At 66.6% G+C, this 13556-nt stretch carries 13 protein-coding genes and 2 tRNA genes; 10 read left to right on the top strand and 5 right to left on the bottom strand.

All coding sequences use genetic code 11. The annotated features are described in order from the left end of the window. Window positions 1-49: 49 nt before the first annotated feature. Both BXA00_RS17000 and BXA00_RS16995 read right to left on the bottom strand, forming a co-directional pair. Window positions 50-1117, bottom strand: coding sequence for a GTP-binding protein (locus BXA00_RS17000; protein ID WP_083714437.1), 1068 nt, complete (start codon window positions 1115-1117; stop codon window positions 50-52). Between the two features lie 128 nt (window positions 1118-1245). Next, a tRNA-Asn gene (locus BXA00_RS16995) sits at window positions 1246-1321 on the bottom strand. A 215-nt stretch (window positions 1322-1536) separates the two neighbouring features. Between BXA00_RS16995 and BXA00_RS16990 the strand changes: the two genes are divergently transcribed. The 4 genes from BXA00_RS16990 (at window position 1537) to BXA00_RS16975 (ending at window position 5219) form a co-directional block, all read left to right on the top strand. Continuing rightward, window positions 1537-1612: transfer RNA gene (locus BXA00_RS16990), tRNA-Thr, on the top strand. Window positions 1613-1731: 119 nt separating this feature from the next. Next, the gene (locus BXA00_RS16985; RefSeq protein ID WP_076519648.1) at window positions 1732-2391 is read left to right on the top strand and encodes a response regulator; all 660 of its coding nucleotides are present in this window, start codon (window positions 1732-1734) and stop codon (window positions 2389-2391) included. Continuing rightward, the gene (locus BXA00_RS16980; RefSeq protein WP_076519646.1) at window positions 2388-3716 is read left to right on the top strand and encodes an ATP-binding protein; all 1329 of its coding nucleotides are present in this window, start codon (window positions 2388-2390) and stop codon (window positions 3714-3716) included. Before BXA00_RS16985 ends, BXA00_RS16980 begins: the two co-directional genes overlap by 4 nt. 63 nt (window positions 3717-3779) lie before the next feature. Further along, the gene (locus BXA00_RS16975) at window positions 3780-5219 is read left to right on the top strand and encodes a DegQ family serine endoprotease (RefSeq protein WP_076519644.1); all 1440 of its coding nucleotides are present in this window, start codon (window positions 3780-3782) and stop codon (window positions 5217-5219) included. 13 nt (window positions 5220-5232) lie between these two features. On the opposite strand, the gene maiA is transcribed toward BXA00_RS16975, so the two are convergent. Genes maiA through BXA00_RS16960 form a run of 3 tightly spaced genes read right to left on the bottom strand, consistent with a single transcriptional unit; the run spans window position 5233 to window position 7380 of the window. Next, on the bottom strand, window positions 5233-5877 hold the full coding sequence (gene maiA, locus BXA00_RS16970; RefSeq protein WP_076519642.1) for a maleylacetoacetate isomerase: 645 nt from the start codon (window positions 5875-5877) through the stop codon (window positions 5233-5235). 49 nt (window positions 5878-5926) lie between these two features. Beyond that, window positions 5927-6904, bottom strand: a complete 978-nt coding sequence (gene ispH / locus BXA00_RS16965; protein ID WP_076519640.1) for a 4-hydroxy-3-methylbut-2-enyl diphosphate reductase — start codon at window positions 6902-6904, stop codon at window positions 5927-5929. Beyond that, window positions 6904-7380, bottom strand: coding sequence for a peptidylprolyl isomerase (locus BXA00_RS16960; protein WP_092578030.1), 477 nt, complete (start codon window positions 7378-7380; stop codon window positions 6904-6906). Before BXA00_RS16960 ends, ispH begins: the two co-directional genes overlap by 1 nt. 49 nt (window positions 7381-7429) lie before the next feature. Here BXA00_RS16960 and radC point away from each other — a divergent pair, with 49 nt between their 5' ends. The 6 genes from radC (at window position 7430) to BXA00_RS16930 (ending at window position 13552) form a co-directional block, all read left to right on the top strand. Next, window positions 7430-8107 (top strand): DNA repair protein RadC, encoded by a 678-nt coding sequence (gene radC, locus BXA00_RS16955; RefSeq protein ID WP_076519635.1) that lies wholly within the window; start codon window positions 7430-7432, stop codon window positions 8105-8107. Between the two features lie 92 nt (window positions 8108-8199). Then, complete coding sequence (gene kynB, locus BXA00_RS16950) at window positions 8200-8826, top strand: arylformamidase (protein ID WP_076521980.1); 627 nt, start codon at window positions 8200-8202, stop codon at window positions 8824-8826. Window positions 8827-8971: 145 nt separating this feature from the next. Continuing rightward, window positions 8972-9820 carry a tryptophan 2,3-dioxygenase gene (gene kynA, locus BXA00_RS16945; RefSeq protein ID WP_076519634.1) on the top strand — a complete coding sequence of 283 codons (849 nt, stop codon included), beginning with the start codon at window positions 8972-8974 and terminating at the stop codon, window positions 9818-9820. A gap of 210 nt (window positions 9821-10030) precedes the next feature. After that, a complete protein-coding gene (locus tag BXA00_RS16940; RefSeq protein ID WP_076519632.1) occupies window positions 10031-10297 on the top strand; it encodes a type B 50S ribosomal protein L31 in 267 nt (88 codons plus the stop codon). Window positions 10298-10424: 127 nt separating this feature from the next. Beyond that, window positions 10425-12155 (top strand): glycosyltransferase family 39 protein, encoded by a 1731-nt coding sequence (locus tag BXA00_RS16935; RefSeq protein ID WP_076519630.1) that lies wholly within the window; start codon window positions 10425-10427, stop codon window positions 12153-12155. Next, window positions 12152-13552 carry an MATE family efflux transporter gene (locus BXA00_RS16930; RefSeq protein ID WP_076519628.1) on the top strand — a complete coding sequence of 467 codons (1401 nt, stop codon included), beginning with the start codon at window positions 12152-12154 and terminating at the stop codon, window positions 13550-13552. The genes BXA00_RS16935 and BXA00_RS16930 overlap by 4 nt, the downstream gene beginning before the upstream one ends. The last annotated feature ends 4 nt before the right edge of the window (window positions 13553-13556 follow it).

Here is a 13556-nt window from a genome sequence, read left to right as displayed (position 1 = left end):
GCATCAGCAACGGAATATCGGCCAATGAAACGGGGTCCTTCGGAATGGATCAGTCAGCCGACTGACCCAGCGCGCTGCGCACGGCGGCAGCCACTTCCGGCGCTGGCAGTCCGCGAACAATAAACACCAGCCGCGAGGCGCGCTCATCATCCGGCCACTCGCTCAAGGGTCGCAGCGGGTAGAGCTCGCCATGCACCCCGTGCACCTCGCAAGGCAGCGGTTCGCCTTCGAAGCAGACCAGACCCTTGATCCGAAGCACACCCTGCCCGTAACGCTCCTGGATGCGAGCAATTCCCGCAAGAAACGCAGACCGGCGCAGCGCGGTCTCCAGTTCGACCGAAAAACTGCTGACGTCCGCATGCCGCACCGCGGTGCGCGTGGAAAAGGCACGCAGCCATTGCGACGTGCCCGCCCCATCCCGCCGCGCAAAAAGGTCCGGGCCGTCGCGCAGCGGGGCGGCCAGCGGCGCATCCGGACGCTGCATGCAGCGCCAGGCGCCAGGATTGACCGCAGCCACCGCCGCCTGGACATCATGCAATTGCGCCGCATCGACCAGGTCGGACTTGCTGACCACCACGATGTCGGCAAGCGCAAGCTGCCGAGCCGCCTCGGGCTGCGCATCGAGTTGCGCGGCACCATGCGAAGCCGACACCACGACGATCGCGCCCCGGTAGGCGTACCGTTCGGCAAGGAACCTGTCATGTTTCAGGGTGAAGAGGATGGGCGCGGGATCGGCCAGCCCGCTCGTCTCGATGATCACATGCCGGAACGGCTTGATCTTGCGACCGAGGGCCTGCATGAAAAGGTCGCGCAGGGTGTCGACGACCGACCCGCTGACCACGCAGCACAGGCAGCCGCCCTCGACCAGCACCACACTGTCGGGCGCGAGCCGCACCAGATGATGGTCGACGCCGACATCGCCGTATTCGTTGACGATGACCACCGCATCGGCATAGGCCGGCTCTTGCAGCAGGCGGTTAAGGAGCGAGGTCTTGCCGCTGCCCAGGAATCCGGAGATCACCGTGACGCCGATGCGCTTGTCCTGCGCGGCCGCCTTCTGGCCGGACCCGCCCTCATTGCGCCGATCCGGGACACCCTTGTCGTCATCGTCGTTCATGCCGATCGATCCCATCGATGCCGCGCAAAGGCGCGGGCGCATGTAAAAAAGCGCAAAAACGCCAAAAACCCCAAAAACCCCAAAAACCAAAAGGGCCACTCACTTGCGTGAGCGGCCCAAAAATTCTTTGGCTCCCCGAGCTGGGCTCGAACCAGCGACCTGCGGATTAACAGTCCGTCGCTCTACCGACTGAGCTATCGGGGATCTGCCAAGACCGAAATTATGAACGAAAATTCTGGCGGATGCAAATCCGATATTTTTCCAACTTTTTTCAGGCGCGCTTTGCCCATCGCCAAAAAATTCTGATATGATTTCGGTCGTTCCAGATCGGGCCCCAAAAAAGGCAACGAACCGGGAAAGAAAAAGATGTTTTGCTTAGCGCTTTCCGGCCTGGTCCAGAAACAAAAGCAAATGGTCTTGCCGGCATAGCTCAGTTGGTAGAGCAGCGCATTCGTAATGCGAAGGTCGTAGGTTCGACTCCTATTGCCGGCACCAGAATTCCAAAAAAGCAGCCTTCGGGCTGCTTTTTTTCGTTTCCGCGAACCACCGCAGGCGGGGAACTCGCGCCGATCGCCGCGCGTCCAACCATCTGGACCACCCCTGCGGAAACCACCATGCGCATTCTTCTCGTGGAAGACGACATCATGATCGGCGAAAGCGTATTGGACTGCCTGCGCGCGGAACACTACGCCGTCGACTGGGTGAAGGACGGCAGCGCGGCGGATTCGGCGCTGCGCACCGATCCCTACGACCTCGTCCTGCTCGACCTGGGCCTGCCCAAACGTGATGGCCTGACCCTGCTGCGCGACCTGCGCGCGCGCAAGGACCGCACGCCGGTGCTCATCGCCACGGCGCGCGACGCGGTCAGCGACCGTATTGCCGGGCTGGACGCGGGCGCGGACGACTACATCGTCAAACCCTATGACGTGGACGAACTGCTGGCCCGCATGCGCGCCCTGATCCGCCGCAGCGCGGGCCGGGCCGAACCCATCTTCGAGCACGACGGCATCACGATCGACCCGCAGTCCCATGCCGCCATGGTCGATGGCGCGCCCGTGGCGCTGACCGCCCGCGAATGGGCCGTGCTCGAGCCCTTGATCGCACGCCCCGGCATGATTTTTTCGCGCGCCCAGCTCGAGGAAAAGCTCTATAGCTGGAAAGACAGCATCAGCAGCAATGCGGTTGAGGTTTATATTCATGGCCTGCGCAAGAAACTGGGTCCGAACCTGATCCAGAACGTCAGAGGCGTCGGCTATGTCATTCCCAAAGCATGAGCATTCCGCTTAGCTACTCACTGAGAGCCAGGCTGCTTTTCTTTCTGTTGGCGGCAATCGCGGTCGGCGCACTGGTGCAGGGCACGATTGCCTACCGCAGCACCTTGGCGCAAGCCGACGACATCTTCGATTCGCTGCTGCAACGCACGGCGCTGTCGCTGGGCACTGGCGACGGCCTGCTCAGTACCGGGCCGACCCACGCGCGCGGGTCGGCCTCGCCGGTCGCCGATGACCTCATCATCCAGATCTGGACGCCGGACGGCCTGCGCGTCTTCAATTCGCGCTCGCGCCTGCGCCTGCCCAGCCAGATCGTGCTGGGTTTCTCCGACGCCCGCCTCGAAGGCGAAACCTACCGCGTGTATTCGCTGGCCACGCCCTTCCAGGTGATCCAGGTCGCGCAGGACATGCGCGTGCGCAAGAACATGGCAAGCGCCCTGGCGCTGCGCACCGTCGCGCCGATTGCCGCGGCGGCCCCGCTGCTGATGCTGATCATCTGGTGCGTCGTGAGCTGGTCGCTGCGCCCGGTCAAGCGGGCGCGCGCGCAATTGGCCGCACGCCAGCCCGAAGACCTCTCGCCCGTGAGCGTGCAAGGGCTGCCCGATGAAATCCGCCCGCTGGTGCAGGAGCTGAACCTGCTGCTCGAGCGCATGCGGGGCGCGTTTGCGCAACAAAAGCAGTTCGTGGGCGACGCGGCGCACGAACTGCGCTCCCCGCTGGCGGCTTTGCGCCTGCAGATGCAGGCGCTGCAACGCGCGGCCGACCCCGATGCCCGCCAGCTTGCCGAACAGCGCCTGACGGCTGGCATCGACCGCGCCACGCGCCTGGTCGAGCAACTGCTGTCGATGGCCCGTCAGGAAGGCGCGCAGGAGCGGACACCGCTCGCGCCCGTGGAACTGACCGACGTACTGCGCCAGGCCCTGTCCGAAACCCTGCCGCAGGCGAACGCCAGGTCGATCGACATCGAACTCGAGGACGATGCGCATGCGCAAGTGCAGGGCGATCGCGATGCGCTGGTGCTGCTGGTGCGCAACCTGCTGGATAACGCCATCAAGCACTCGCCTGCCGGCGGGCGCATCGCCATGCGCGTGGACCACAAGGCGAACCGGGCTTCGCTGCTGATCGACGATGAGGGGCCTGGCATCCCCGCCCACGAGCGGGAACGCGTGTTCGACCGGTTCTACCGCGCCGAGGGCAACACCGAGCATGGCAGCGGCCTGGGGCTGGCCATTGCACGCACCATCGCCGACCGCCATGGCGCGACCATCACCCTTGAAAGCGCGCCCGCCGGCCATGGCCTGCGCGCCCGGGTGGATTTTCCCGCTTAAGTTTCACCTAAGTGTCAGGCCCGAAGATAGCGCCATGTTCCCAACATGATCGCAGGAGCCGACATGAAGACCACGCAAATCAAACCCTCGCGCCTCGTCCTGGCGCTGCTGGCCGCCGGCGCCATTGGCGGCGCAGGCGCAACCGCCCTGACCGGCGGCGTCTCGATGGCCGCCGACGCCCCCGCCGCTGTTTCCCAGCCGATCAGCGCCTCCGTGCCGCCCAACTTCGCGCAGATCACGCGCGATTTCGGCCCGGCCGTCGTCAACATCAGCGTGAGCGGCACGCGCAAGGTGTCCGCCGAGGACAGCGACGATCCGTTCGCGCAATTCTTCGGGCAGATCCCCGGTTACCAAGGCCGCGCGCCGGCCCGTGAAGTGCCCATGCGCGGCGAAGGTTCGGGCTTTATCGTCAGCCCGGACGGCATCATTCTGACCAATGCGCACGTGGTCCAGGACGCCAAGGAAGTGACCGTGAAGATGACCGACCGCCGCGAGTACAAGGCCAAGGTCCTGGGCGCCGATCCGCAGACCGACGTCGCCGTGATCAAGATCGAGGCGAAGAACCTGCCGGTGGTCAAGGTGGGCGACGTCAACCGGCTGCAGGTGGGCGAATGGGTCCTGGCCATCGGCTCGCCCTACGGCCTGGAAAACACGGCCACCGCGGGCATCGTCAGCGCCAAGGGCCGCTCGCTGCCGGACGACACCTCCGTCCCCTTCATCCAGACCGACGTGGCCGTGAACCCCGGCAACTCGGGCGGTCCGCTGTTCAATGACCGCGGCGAAGTGGTGGGCATCAACTCGCAGATCTACAGCCGCACCGGCGGCTTCCAGGGCCTGTCGTTCTCGATCCCCATCGACCTGGCCTACAAGATCAAGGACCAGATCCTGGAGCACGGCAAGGTGCAGCATGCCCGCCTGGGCGTGACGGTGCAGGAAGTGAACCAGGACCTGGCCGATTCGTTCAAGCTGGATTCGCCGTCGGGCGCGCTGGTGTCCAGCGTCGAGAAGGGCAGCGCGGCCGCCAAGGCCGGCTTGCAGCCGGGCGACGTGGTGCGCAAGATCGACGGCAAGACCATCGTGTCATCGGGCGACCTGGCTTCGACCATCACCATGGCCGTCCCCGGCGAGAAGATCAAGCTGGACGTGTGGCGCAATGGCGGACAGAAGGAGCTCGTCGCCACGCTGGGCGGAATGCCCAAGGACAAGTCGGAAGCGTCGGCGGACGGCCAGGAAGTGCAACGCGGCCAGCTCGGCCTGGCGCTGCGCCCCCTGAGCCCGCAGGAACAGCAGGCGTCCGGCTCGGAAGGACTGCTGATCGAGCGGTCGGTCGGCCCCGCCGCCAAGGCCGGCATTCAGCCCGGCGACGTGCTGCTGTCGCTCAATGGCGTACCGGTGCACAACATCGGCCAGGTCAAGGCCGAACTGTCGAAGGCGGGCAAGACCGTTGCCCTGCTGGTGCAGCGCGGCGAAGACAAGATCTTCGTGCCGGTGCAGGTCGGCTGATCCGCCCTTCGGCTCACTCCGCGTCGGGCTGCTTGCCCGGCGCGGCCGCTTCGAACGCCGGCAGGGCCCGGCACGCCGCATCGATGCGCAGCACATTGGGCATGGCCGAAAGGTCGCACTCAAAACGCTGCGCATTGGCCACTTGCGGCACCAGGCACAGGTCGGCGATGGTGGGCGTGTCGCCATGGCAGAACTTGCCGGTGGCGCTGGAGTTTGCCAACTGGGCCTCCAGGGCCTCGAGCCCCTGATGCACCCAGTGCTTGTACCAGGCGGTCTTGGCGGCTTCGTCCACGCCCAGCGTGTGCTTCAGATACTTCAGCACGCGCAGGTTGTTCAGCGGATGCGTGTCGCAGGCAATGCCCAGCGCCAGGTCGCGCACCCGCGCGCGGCCGATGGCGTCGGCCGGCAGCAGCGGCGTCTCGGGATGCGTTTCTTCCAGGTATTCGATGATCGCCAGCGATTGGCCGATCACCGCATCGCCATCGACCAGGGTGGGCACCAGCGCAGTCGGGTTCACCTTGCGGTAGTCGACGGAGAGTTGCTGGCCGCCGTCCTTCAGCAGATGCACCGGCACATAGTCGTACGGCAGGCCCTTGAGATTCAGGGCAATGCGCACCCGGTACGCGGCCGAGCTGCGGAAGTAGCTGTAAAGCTGCATGGAGTCTCCTCGGAGTTTTTCTGGCGCCGCCCCAACGGGCGGCGCTTGTTCATTCCAGCGATTCGGTCTTGGCCGCCTTGCGCGACAGGCCCTTGGGCAGCGGGAACGCCACGTTCTCTTCGAGCCCGGGCATCTTGCGCACCGAGACGGCGCCCAGTTCCTTGACGCGCGAGATCACCTGCTGCACCAGGACCTCGGGCGCGGAGGCGCCGGCGGTCACGCCGATGCGCTTGCGGCCGGCCAGCCAGGCCGGATCGATCGAGTCCGCGCCATCGATGAGATACGACGCCACGCCCTTGCGCTCGGCGACTTCGCGCAGGCGATTGGAGTTCGAGCTGTTCGGACTGCCCACGACCAGCACCAGATCACATTCGGGCGCCATGACCTTGACCGCGTCCTGACGGTTCTGCGTGGCATAGCAGATGTCGCTTTTCTTGGGTTCGGCGATGCTGGGAAACCGCGCCTTGAGCGCCTGCGCCACCGCGGCCGCGTCGTCCACGGACAGCGTGGTCTGCGTCACGTAGGCCAGATTTTCGGGATCCGTAACCGCAAGGCTGGCCACGTCGTCGACGGTTTCAACGAGGTACATGCCGCCCTGCGCCTGGCCCAGGGTGCCCTCGACCTCGGGATGCCCCTTGTGGCCGATCATGATGATCTCGCGGCCGGCGGCGCGCATGCGCGCGACTTCGATATGCACCTTGGTGACCAGGGGGCAGGTGGCGTCGAACACCTGCAGGCCGCGCGACTCCGCTTCGGCGCGCACGGCCTTGGACACGCCGTGCGCCGAAAACACCACGATGGCGCCCGCCGGCGCGTCCTCGAGCTCGTCGATGAAGATGGCGCCCTTGGCGCGCAGGTCTTCCACGACATAGCGGTTGTGGACGATCTCGTGGCGCACGTAGATGGGCGCGCCGTGCAGTTCGATGGCCCGCTCGACGATGTCGATGGCGCGATCCACGCCGGCACAGAAGCCGCGCGGTTGCGCCAACAGGACTTCGGCGTCGGACGCGGTGACGACCTGGCTCATCAAAGAACCCCCAGCAGCGCCACATCCACCTTCAGGCTGATGCCCGCCAGCGGGTGGTTGAAATCGAACAGCGCGGAGTCGTCGTTGATTTCCTTGAGGACGCCCGAATAGCGTCCGCCATTGGGCGCGGTGAATTCCACCAGGTCGCCGGGTTCGAACGTGGCGTCCGCGCCCGCGTGTTCGGCGAGCATGGCGCGCGTCACGCGCTGGATGAGTTCGGGATTGCGGTCGCCATAGGCGTCGGCCGGCGCGATGGTGACGCTGAACTTCTCGCCTTCCGCCCGGCCCACCAAGGCCGCTTCCAGGCCGGGCGCCCACTGGCCGCCGCCCATCTGCAGCGTGCCGGGCCGGCCGTCGAAGGTGTCGGCAAACACCGAACCTTCGCCGGGGCCGGAGGCCAGCGTGATCCGGTAATGCAGCGTCAGGTAGGAATCCGGACGGACCAAAACGTTCACTTCATTAGAGGCGATGCTCACGATCTGCCACCGTATGGAATTTGAGTAAACCCTGATTTTAGAGCCTCTTATGAAATTGTCCGCCCGGCTGTCGAAACAAGAGCGTCCCCGAGAGCGCCTCATGCGCCACGGGCCGGCCTCGATCCAGGACGCGGAACTGCTGGCCATCGCCCTGCGCACGGGGGTGCCGGGCCTGAATGTGGTCGATCTGTGCCGCCAGTTGCTGGACCGGTTCGGGGGCCTGCGCGGCCTGCTCGGCACGCCGCCCGAAGAGCTGATGACCGTCACCGGGCTGGGGGCGGCCAAGGCCTGCACCCTGGCCGCCCTGCTGGAACTGGCCCGCCGGGCCCTCGAAGAGGACCTCACGCGGGAAAGCCCGATGAACCATCCCGCCCGGGTGAAACAATATTGCAAGGCGGCCCTGGCGCATCGCCAGGTGGAATACTGCATCGCGCTCTACCTGGACGCGCAGTTGCGCCTGATCGCCACCGGCGAACTGGCGCGCGGCACCCTGTCGCAGGCCGCCGTCTATCCCCGGGAGGTCGTGCGCGAGGCCTTGCGCCACCACGCGGCCGCCCTGATCGTCGCCCACAACCATCCGTCCGGCGTGGCGGCGCCCAGCGCCGCCGACCACGGCTTCACCCGGCACCTGAAGGAAGCGCTGGCGCTGGTGGACATCCGGCTGGTGGATCACCTGATCGTGGCCGGCGGCACGGCCGTGTCGCTCGCCGAGCTGGGCTGCCTCTGACGGCGGCAGGCGCCAGAATTCCGTTAGACTACCGGCCAATATTGCTTTAGGCTTAACCTAATTCCGGCCCTCGCGACCCCGCTTTGCCCGCCATGAAACGCCTGTGGGACATTTCCCCGCCCGTCTCGACGGCTTCGCCCGTCTTTCCGGGCGACACGCCGTACCGCCAGCAATGGAAGTGGTCGCTCGCGCCCGGCTGTCCGGTCAATGTGAGCGAGATTACGCTGTCGCCCCACATCGGCGCGCATGCCGACGCCCCGCTGCACTACGAAAACGGCGCCGCGGCCATCGGCGCGGTCTCGCTGGAACCCTTTCTCGGCCCCTGTCGCGTCATCCACGCGATCGACTGCGGCCCGCTCATCACGCCCGAACACCTGGCCCACGCGGCGGCGAACCTGCCGCCTCGCGTCCTGGTGCGCACCGCCAAGCATGCCGCGCAGGAATGGTGGACGGACGACTTCTCCGCCTACGCGCCGCAGACGATCGAATGGCTGGCTGAACGCGGCGTCATGCTGATCGGTCTGGATACCGCCAGCATCGACCCCGCTTCCAGCAAGACCCTGGACAGCCACCATACGATCTTGCGGCACGACATGCGGGTACTGGAGAACCTGGTGCTCGACGACGTGCCCGAAGGCGATTACGAGTTGATCGCCTTGCCGTTGGCGCTGGTCCAGGCCGATGCCAGCCCGGTCCGCGCGGTCCTGCGCGAACTGTAGGCTGTTTCGCCGGCCCGGGCGCGGCCGACCCGTTTCGGCCGCCCCCGCTTAGAGAAACGACCATGGAATACTCCATTGCGCCCCATTGGCGCGCCCTGCCTGCCTCCGCCCGCCGCGCCGCCCCGCCCTGCCTGGGAGACCGCGCATGAGCCAGTCCGAACGCCCCGAAGACATCGTCCGCCAGGAAAAAGCGCAGCTCGACTTCACGCGCGACATGACCTACGGCGACTACCTGCACCTGGACGAACTGCTCGGCGCCCAGCACCCGCTGTCGCCCGAGCACAACGAAATGCTATTCATCATCCAGCACCAGACCAGCGAACTCTGGATGAAGCTGATGTTGCATGAACTGCGCGCGGCGATCGCCAGCGTGGCGGCCGACCGCCTGCAGCCCGCCTTCAAGATGCTGGCGCGCGTCAGCAAGATCATGGAGCAGCTCGTGCACGCCTGGGACGTGCTGGCGACCATGACCCCGCCCGAATACTCCGCGCTGCGGCCGTACCTGGCGCGCTCGAGCGGGTTCCAGAGCTATCAGTACCGCCAGATCGAATTCCTGCTGGGCAACAAGAACGCAGCCATGCTCAAGCCCCACTCGCACCGCGCCGACCTGCTGGCCCAGGTGCAGAGCGCCTACGAGGCCCCGTCGCTGTATGACGAGGCGCTGCGCCTGCTGGCCCGCCATGGCCTGGACATCCCCGCCGACCACCTGGAGCGCGACTGGACGCTGCCCTACTCGTCCTCGGCCGCCGTCGAAGCCGCCTGGCTGACGGTCTACCGCGACACGGACCGCTACTGGGAGCTCTACCAGCTGGGCGAAAAGCTCACCGACCTGGAGGACGCCTTCCGACTGTGGCGCTTCCGCCACGTCACGACGGTCGAACGGGTCATCGGCTTCAAGCGCGGCACGGGCGGCACGTCGGGGGTGGATTACCTGCGGCGCATGCTGGAAGTGGTGCTTTTCCCGGAAATCTGGAAGCTGCGCACGGATCTCTGAATCCCGTCCCGCTGTAAAACCCGGGCTGCCTCGCGGCCCGGGGGCCGATTTCCGGCTGGCCTGACGGCTTGATCGCATGCTAGAATGCGGGGTTACTTTTTGGATACGTGGCTAGCGCCTTTCGCCCCACCCCCTGGCGGCGATCCCTGGCAGCTTGGCTGGCGACCCTAACAACCTGAAAGAGGCTCGATCGAGCCCTAGGAAAGCACCATGAAAGAAGGCATTCACCCCGAATACCGCGAAGTCGTCTTCGCCGACCTGCAAACGGGCAGCAAGTTCATCACCCGTTCGACCGTCCAGACTCGCGAATCCATCGAACTCGATGGCAAGACGTACCCGCTCTTCAAGTGCGACGTGACCTCCGAATCGCACCCGTTCTACACGGGCGCCCAGACCCGCATCGTCGAAACCGGCCGCGTGGAAAAGTTCCGCGCCCGTTTCGCCCGCACGGCTGGCACGGTCAAGTCCGCTTCCTGATCCTGTCGCTCCTGCGGGAGTCACAGCAAAAAGGCAGCCTTCGGGCTGCTTTTTTTTCCCTCCTCGGCAGTCGTTTTTTCCCCGCGAGGGGGTGGCGCATTCCGACCACTCGGTTACATTAACGCCCGTGTCCCCACTTTCCATTTCCACCCCGGCCCGGCTGACGTCGGTGGCCACCGCAAAACTGCCCCGCCTCATCCTGCTGGGGCTGTCCCTGGCCTATATCGTGGCCGGGCTGTTCATGCGCGACCCGTGGAAAACCGACGACGCCGTCGGACTGGCGACCATGATCACCGCCATCCGCGAAGGCGGCCTGACCTGGCTGCTGCCGCAGGTGGGGCATCTGGCCCACGCCGAGGAAGGACCGCTGATCACGTGGGTGGGCGCGATCAGTATCTGGCTGTTCGGCCCCTTCATCGGCGACATCACGGCGGGGCGGCTGCCCAATCTGCTGTGGTTCGGCATCACGGCGTCCAGCGTGTGGTACGGCACCTACCTGCTGGGCCGCCGCGCCGAAGCCCAGCCGCTCGCGCTGCCCTTCGGCGGCGAGCCTGAACCGCGCGACTACGGCCGCATGCTGGCCGATGCCGCCCTTCTGCTGCTGCTCGCCACGGTCGGCATCCTGCAGCGCACGCATGAAACGACGGTCGTGCCCGCGATCATGGCCTGCCAGGCATTGGCTTTCTACTCGCTGGCGCGCACGGTGGACCGGCCCGTCACGGGCGCCACCACGTTGGGCATCGCGCTGGCCGCCAGCTTCCTGACGCGCGGCTGGGTGGGCGCCCTGCCCATCATGGCCGGCGCCGCGCTTGCCTTCTACCCCCGCAGCCAGCTATGGAAATGCAAGCGCTGGATGCTCTGGGCCGCCGTCCTGGCCGCCGGCCTGATCCTGGCCTGGTGGATTCCCGCGACCCAGGGCAGCGAATACTGGGTCCGCAACTGGAAGGCCTGGAATCTGTCCTCGTTCGCCATGCCCACCCTGCACGATGCGGGGCGCACGCTGCGCGACCTTCCCTGGTATCTGTGGCCGACCTGGCCGCTGGCGCTGCTGGCCATCTGGCGCTGGCGCGCATGGATCTACGCCCCGCACATCTGGCTGCCCTTGATGCTGCTGAGCTGCTCGGCACTGATCCTCTTTTTCCTGGATGAAGCCTCGGACTCCGAATTCGTGCTGTTGGCCGTGCCATGCGCCGTGCTGGGCGCGTTCTCGCTGCCGACCCTGCGCCGCGGCGTCGTGAACACGCTGGACTGGTTCGCCGTCATGTGCTTTTCGCTGACCGCCGCCACAGCATGGCTCGGCTGGGTAGCCCTGCACTTCCAGTGGCCCGCGCAGATCTCCCGCAACATCGGCCGCCAGACTACCGGCTACGAGCCCGTCATCTCCTGGGTGGCCTTTGCCCTGGCCGTCGTTTTCACGCTGGCCTGGATTGCCCTGGTCGTGTGGCGCCTGCGCGTGCGCCCCCAGGCGCTCTGGCGCGGCACGGTGCTGTCCGCCGGCGGGCTGACCGTGACCTGGATCCTGCTGGTTCTGCTGTGGCAGCCCGCGGTCGACTACGCCCGCAGCTATCGCACCATGTCGGGCCAGCTGGCCCAGGCGATCGCGCAGCACAAGCGTCCCGGCGAGTGCGTCCGCGGCCTGAGTTTGGGTAGCGGCCAGCGCGCGTCGTTCCTCATCTTCAACAACCTGTCGTTCCCGTTCGACACGCGTTGCACGCTGGTCCTGCAACAGACCACCAACCAGAGCCTGCGCGACGGCACCGCCGCCTACAGCGAAGGGGTGCAGGTCCTGTGGCAGGGCGGCCGCCGCGCCGACCGTTCCGAAGTCTTCCGCCTGTTGCGCACCAGCCCCAAGCCATGATGGCAGCTTCCCCGGCGCCGACGAGTTTCGGCGCCACCCTGCGCGGCATCACCAAGCAAGCCTGGCCCGTGCTGATCAGCCAGTGGGCCGGCATTTCGTTCGGCGTGCTGGATACCGCCATGACCGGCCACTCCAGCCCGGACGACCTGGCGGCGATGGCGCTGTCCGCCTCTATCTACATCACCATCTTCGTAGGCCTGATGGGCGTGGTGCATGCCCTCATTCCGATCCTGGCGCAGCAGTTCGGCGCCGGCAACAACCTCGAAGTCGGCAAGAGCTGGGGCCAGGGCGTGTGGCTGGCGCTGGGACTGTCGCTCGTGGGCGCGGTGTTGATGCTGTTTCCGGACATGTGGCTTTTCATGTCCGGGGACGTCGCCCCGGCCGTGCGCGACCGCATCGCGTCCTACCTCCAGGCGCTGGTGGTGGCCCTGCCCGCCGCGCTGGTGTTCCGCACCATCTACGCGCTGGGCACCGCCGTGTCGCGGCCCAAGCTCGTCATGGCCATCAACCTGTCGATCATCGGCTTCAAGGCGCTGTTCAACTGGATCTTCATCTACGGCAAGCTGGGCCTGCCCGCGATGGGCGCGGCCGGCGCGGGCCTGGCGACCGCCGTCGTGTCATGGATGAGCCTGGGGCTGGGGCTGTGGGTCATCACGCATGACCGCTACTACCGGCGCTTCCAGCTTCGCATCGGCAAGCCCGACTGGCAGGCGCTGAAAGAGCTGCTGCGCCTGGGCATTCCCATGGGCGGTTCGTACCTCGTGGAGGTGTCGGCGTTCACGTTCATGGCACTGCTGGTCGCGCGCGAGGGCACCTTTGTGACCGGGGGACACCAGATCATGTCGAACCTGGCGGCCCTCTGCTACATGATGCCGATGGCGCTGGGCGTGGCCACCGCGTCGCTGACGGCGCAGGCCATTGGCGCGGGCGACTACGCGCGCGCCCACCGCACCGGCATGGCGGGACTGGCGTTGGGCCTGATGGGCGCGCTGCTGACGGCGGCGGTGCTGCTGGCCGGCCGTCCGCTGATCCTGGCGGCCTACACGGATGACGCCGCGGTCGCCGCGGTGGCGACCACGCTGCTGGCCGTCCTGCCGCTGTTCCATCTGTTCGACTGCATGCAGTGCATCAATTCGTACCTGCTGCGCGCCTACAAGATCGCCGTGGTGCCGCTGATCCTGCAGACGGTCGCGCTGGCCGGCGTGGGCCTGGTCGGCGGCTGGTGGTTCGGCTTTGGTCCCGGCAAAGGCGGCCTGGACGGATTACGCGACCTGCTCGTGCCGGGCTCGCCGCAGGGCGCGGGCAGCATGTGGCTGATGGCCATGCTTGGCCTGGCGCTGTCGGCCGCCCTGCTCCATTACTGGTACCGGCGCATCCTGCGGACGGTGGGGCGCTAGCGGC

The sequence above is a fragment of the Achromobacter sp. MFA1 R4 genome (assembly GCF_900156745.1).
Lineage (GTDB): Bacteria > Pseudomonadota > Gammaproteobacteria > Burkholderiales > Burkholderiaceae_B > Achromobacter.
The sequence above is the reverse complement of the archived record's forward strand: the minus strand, read 5'-3'. Positions and strand labels throughout refer to the sequence as shown.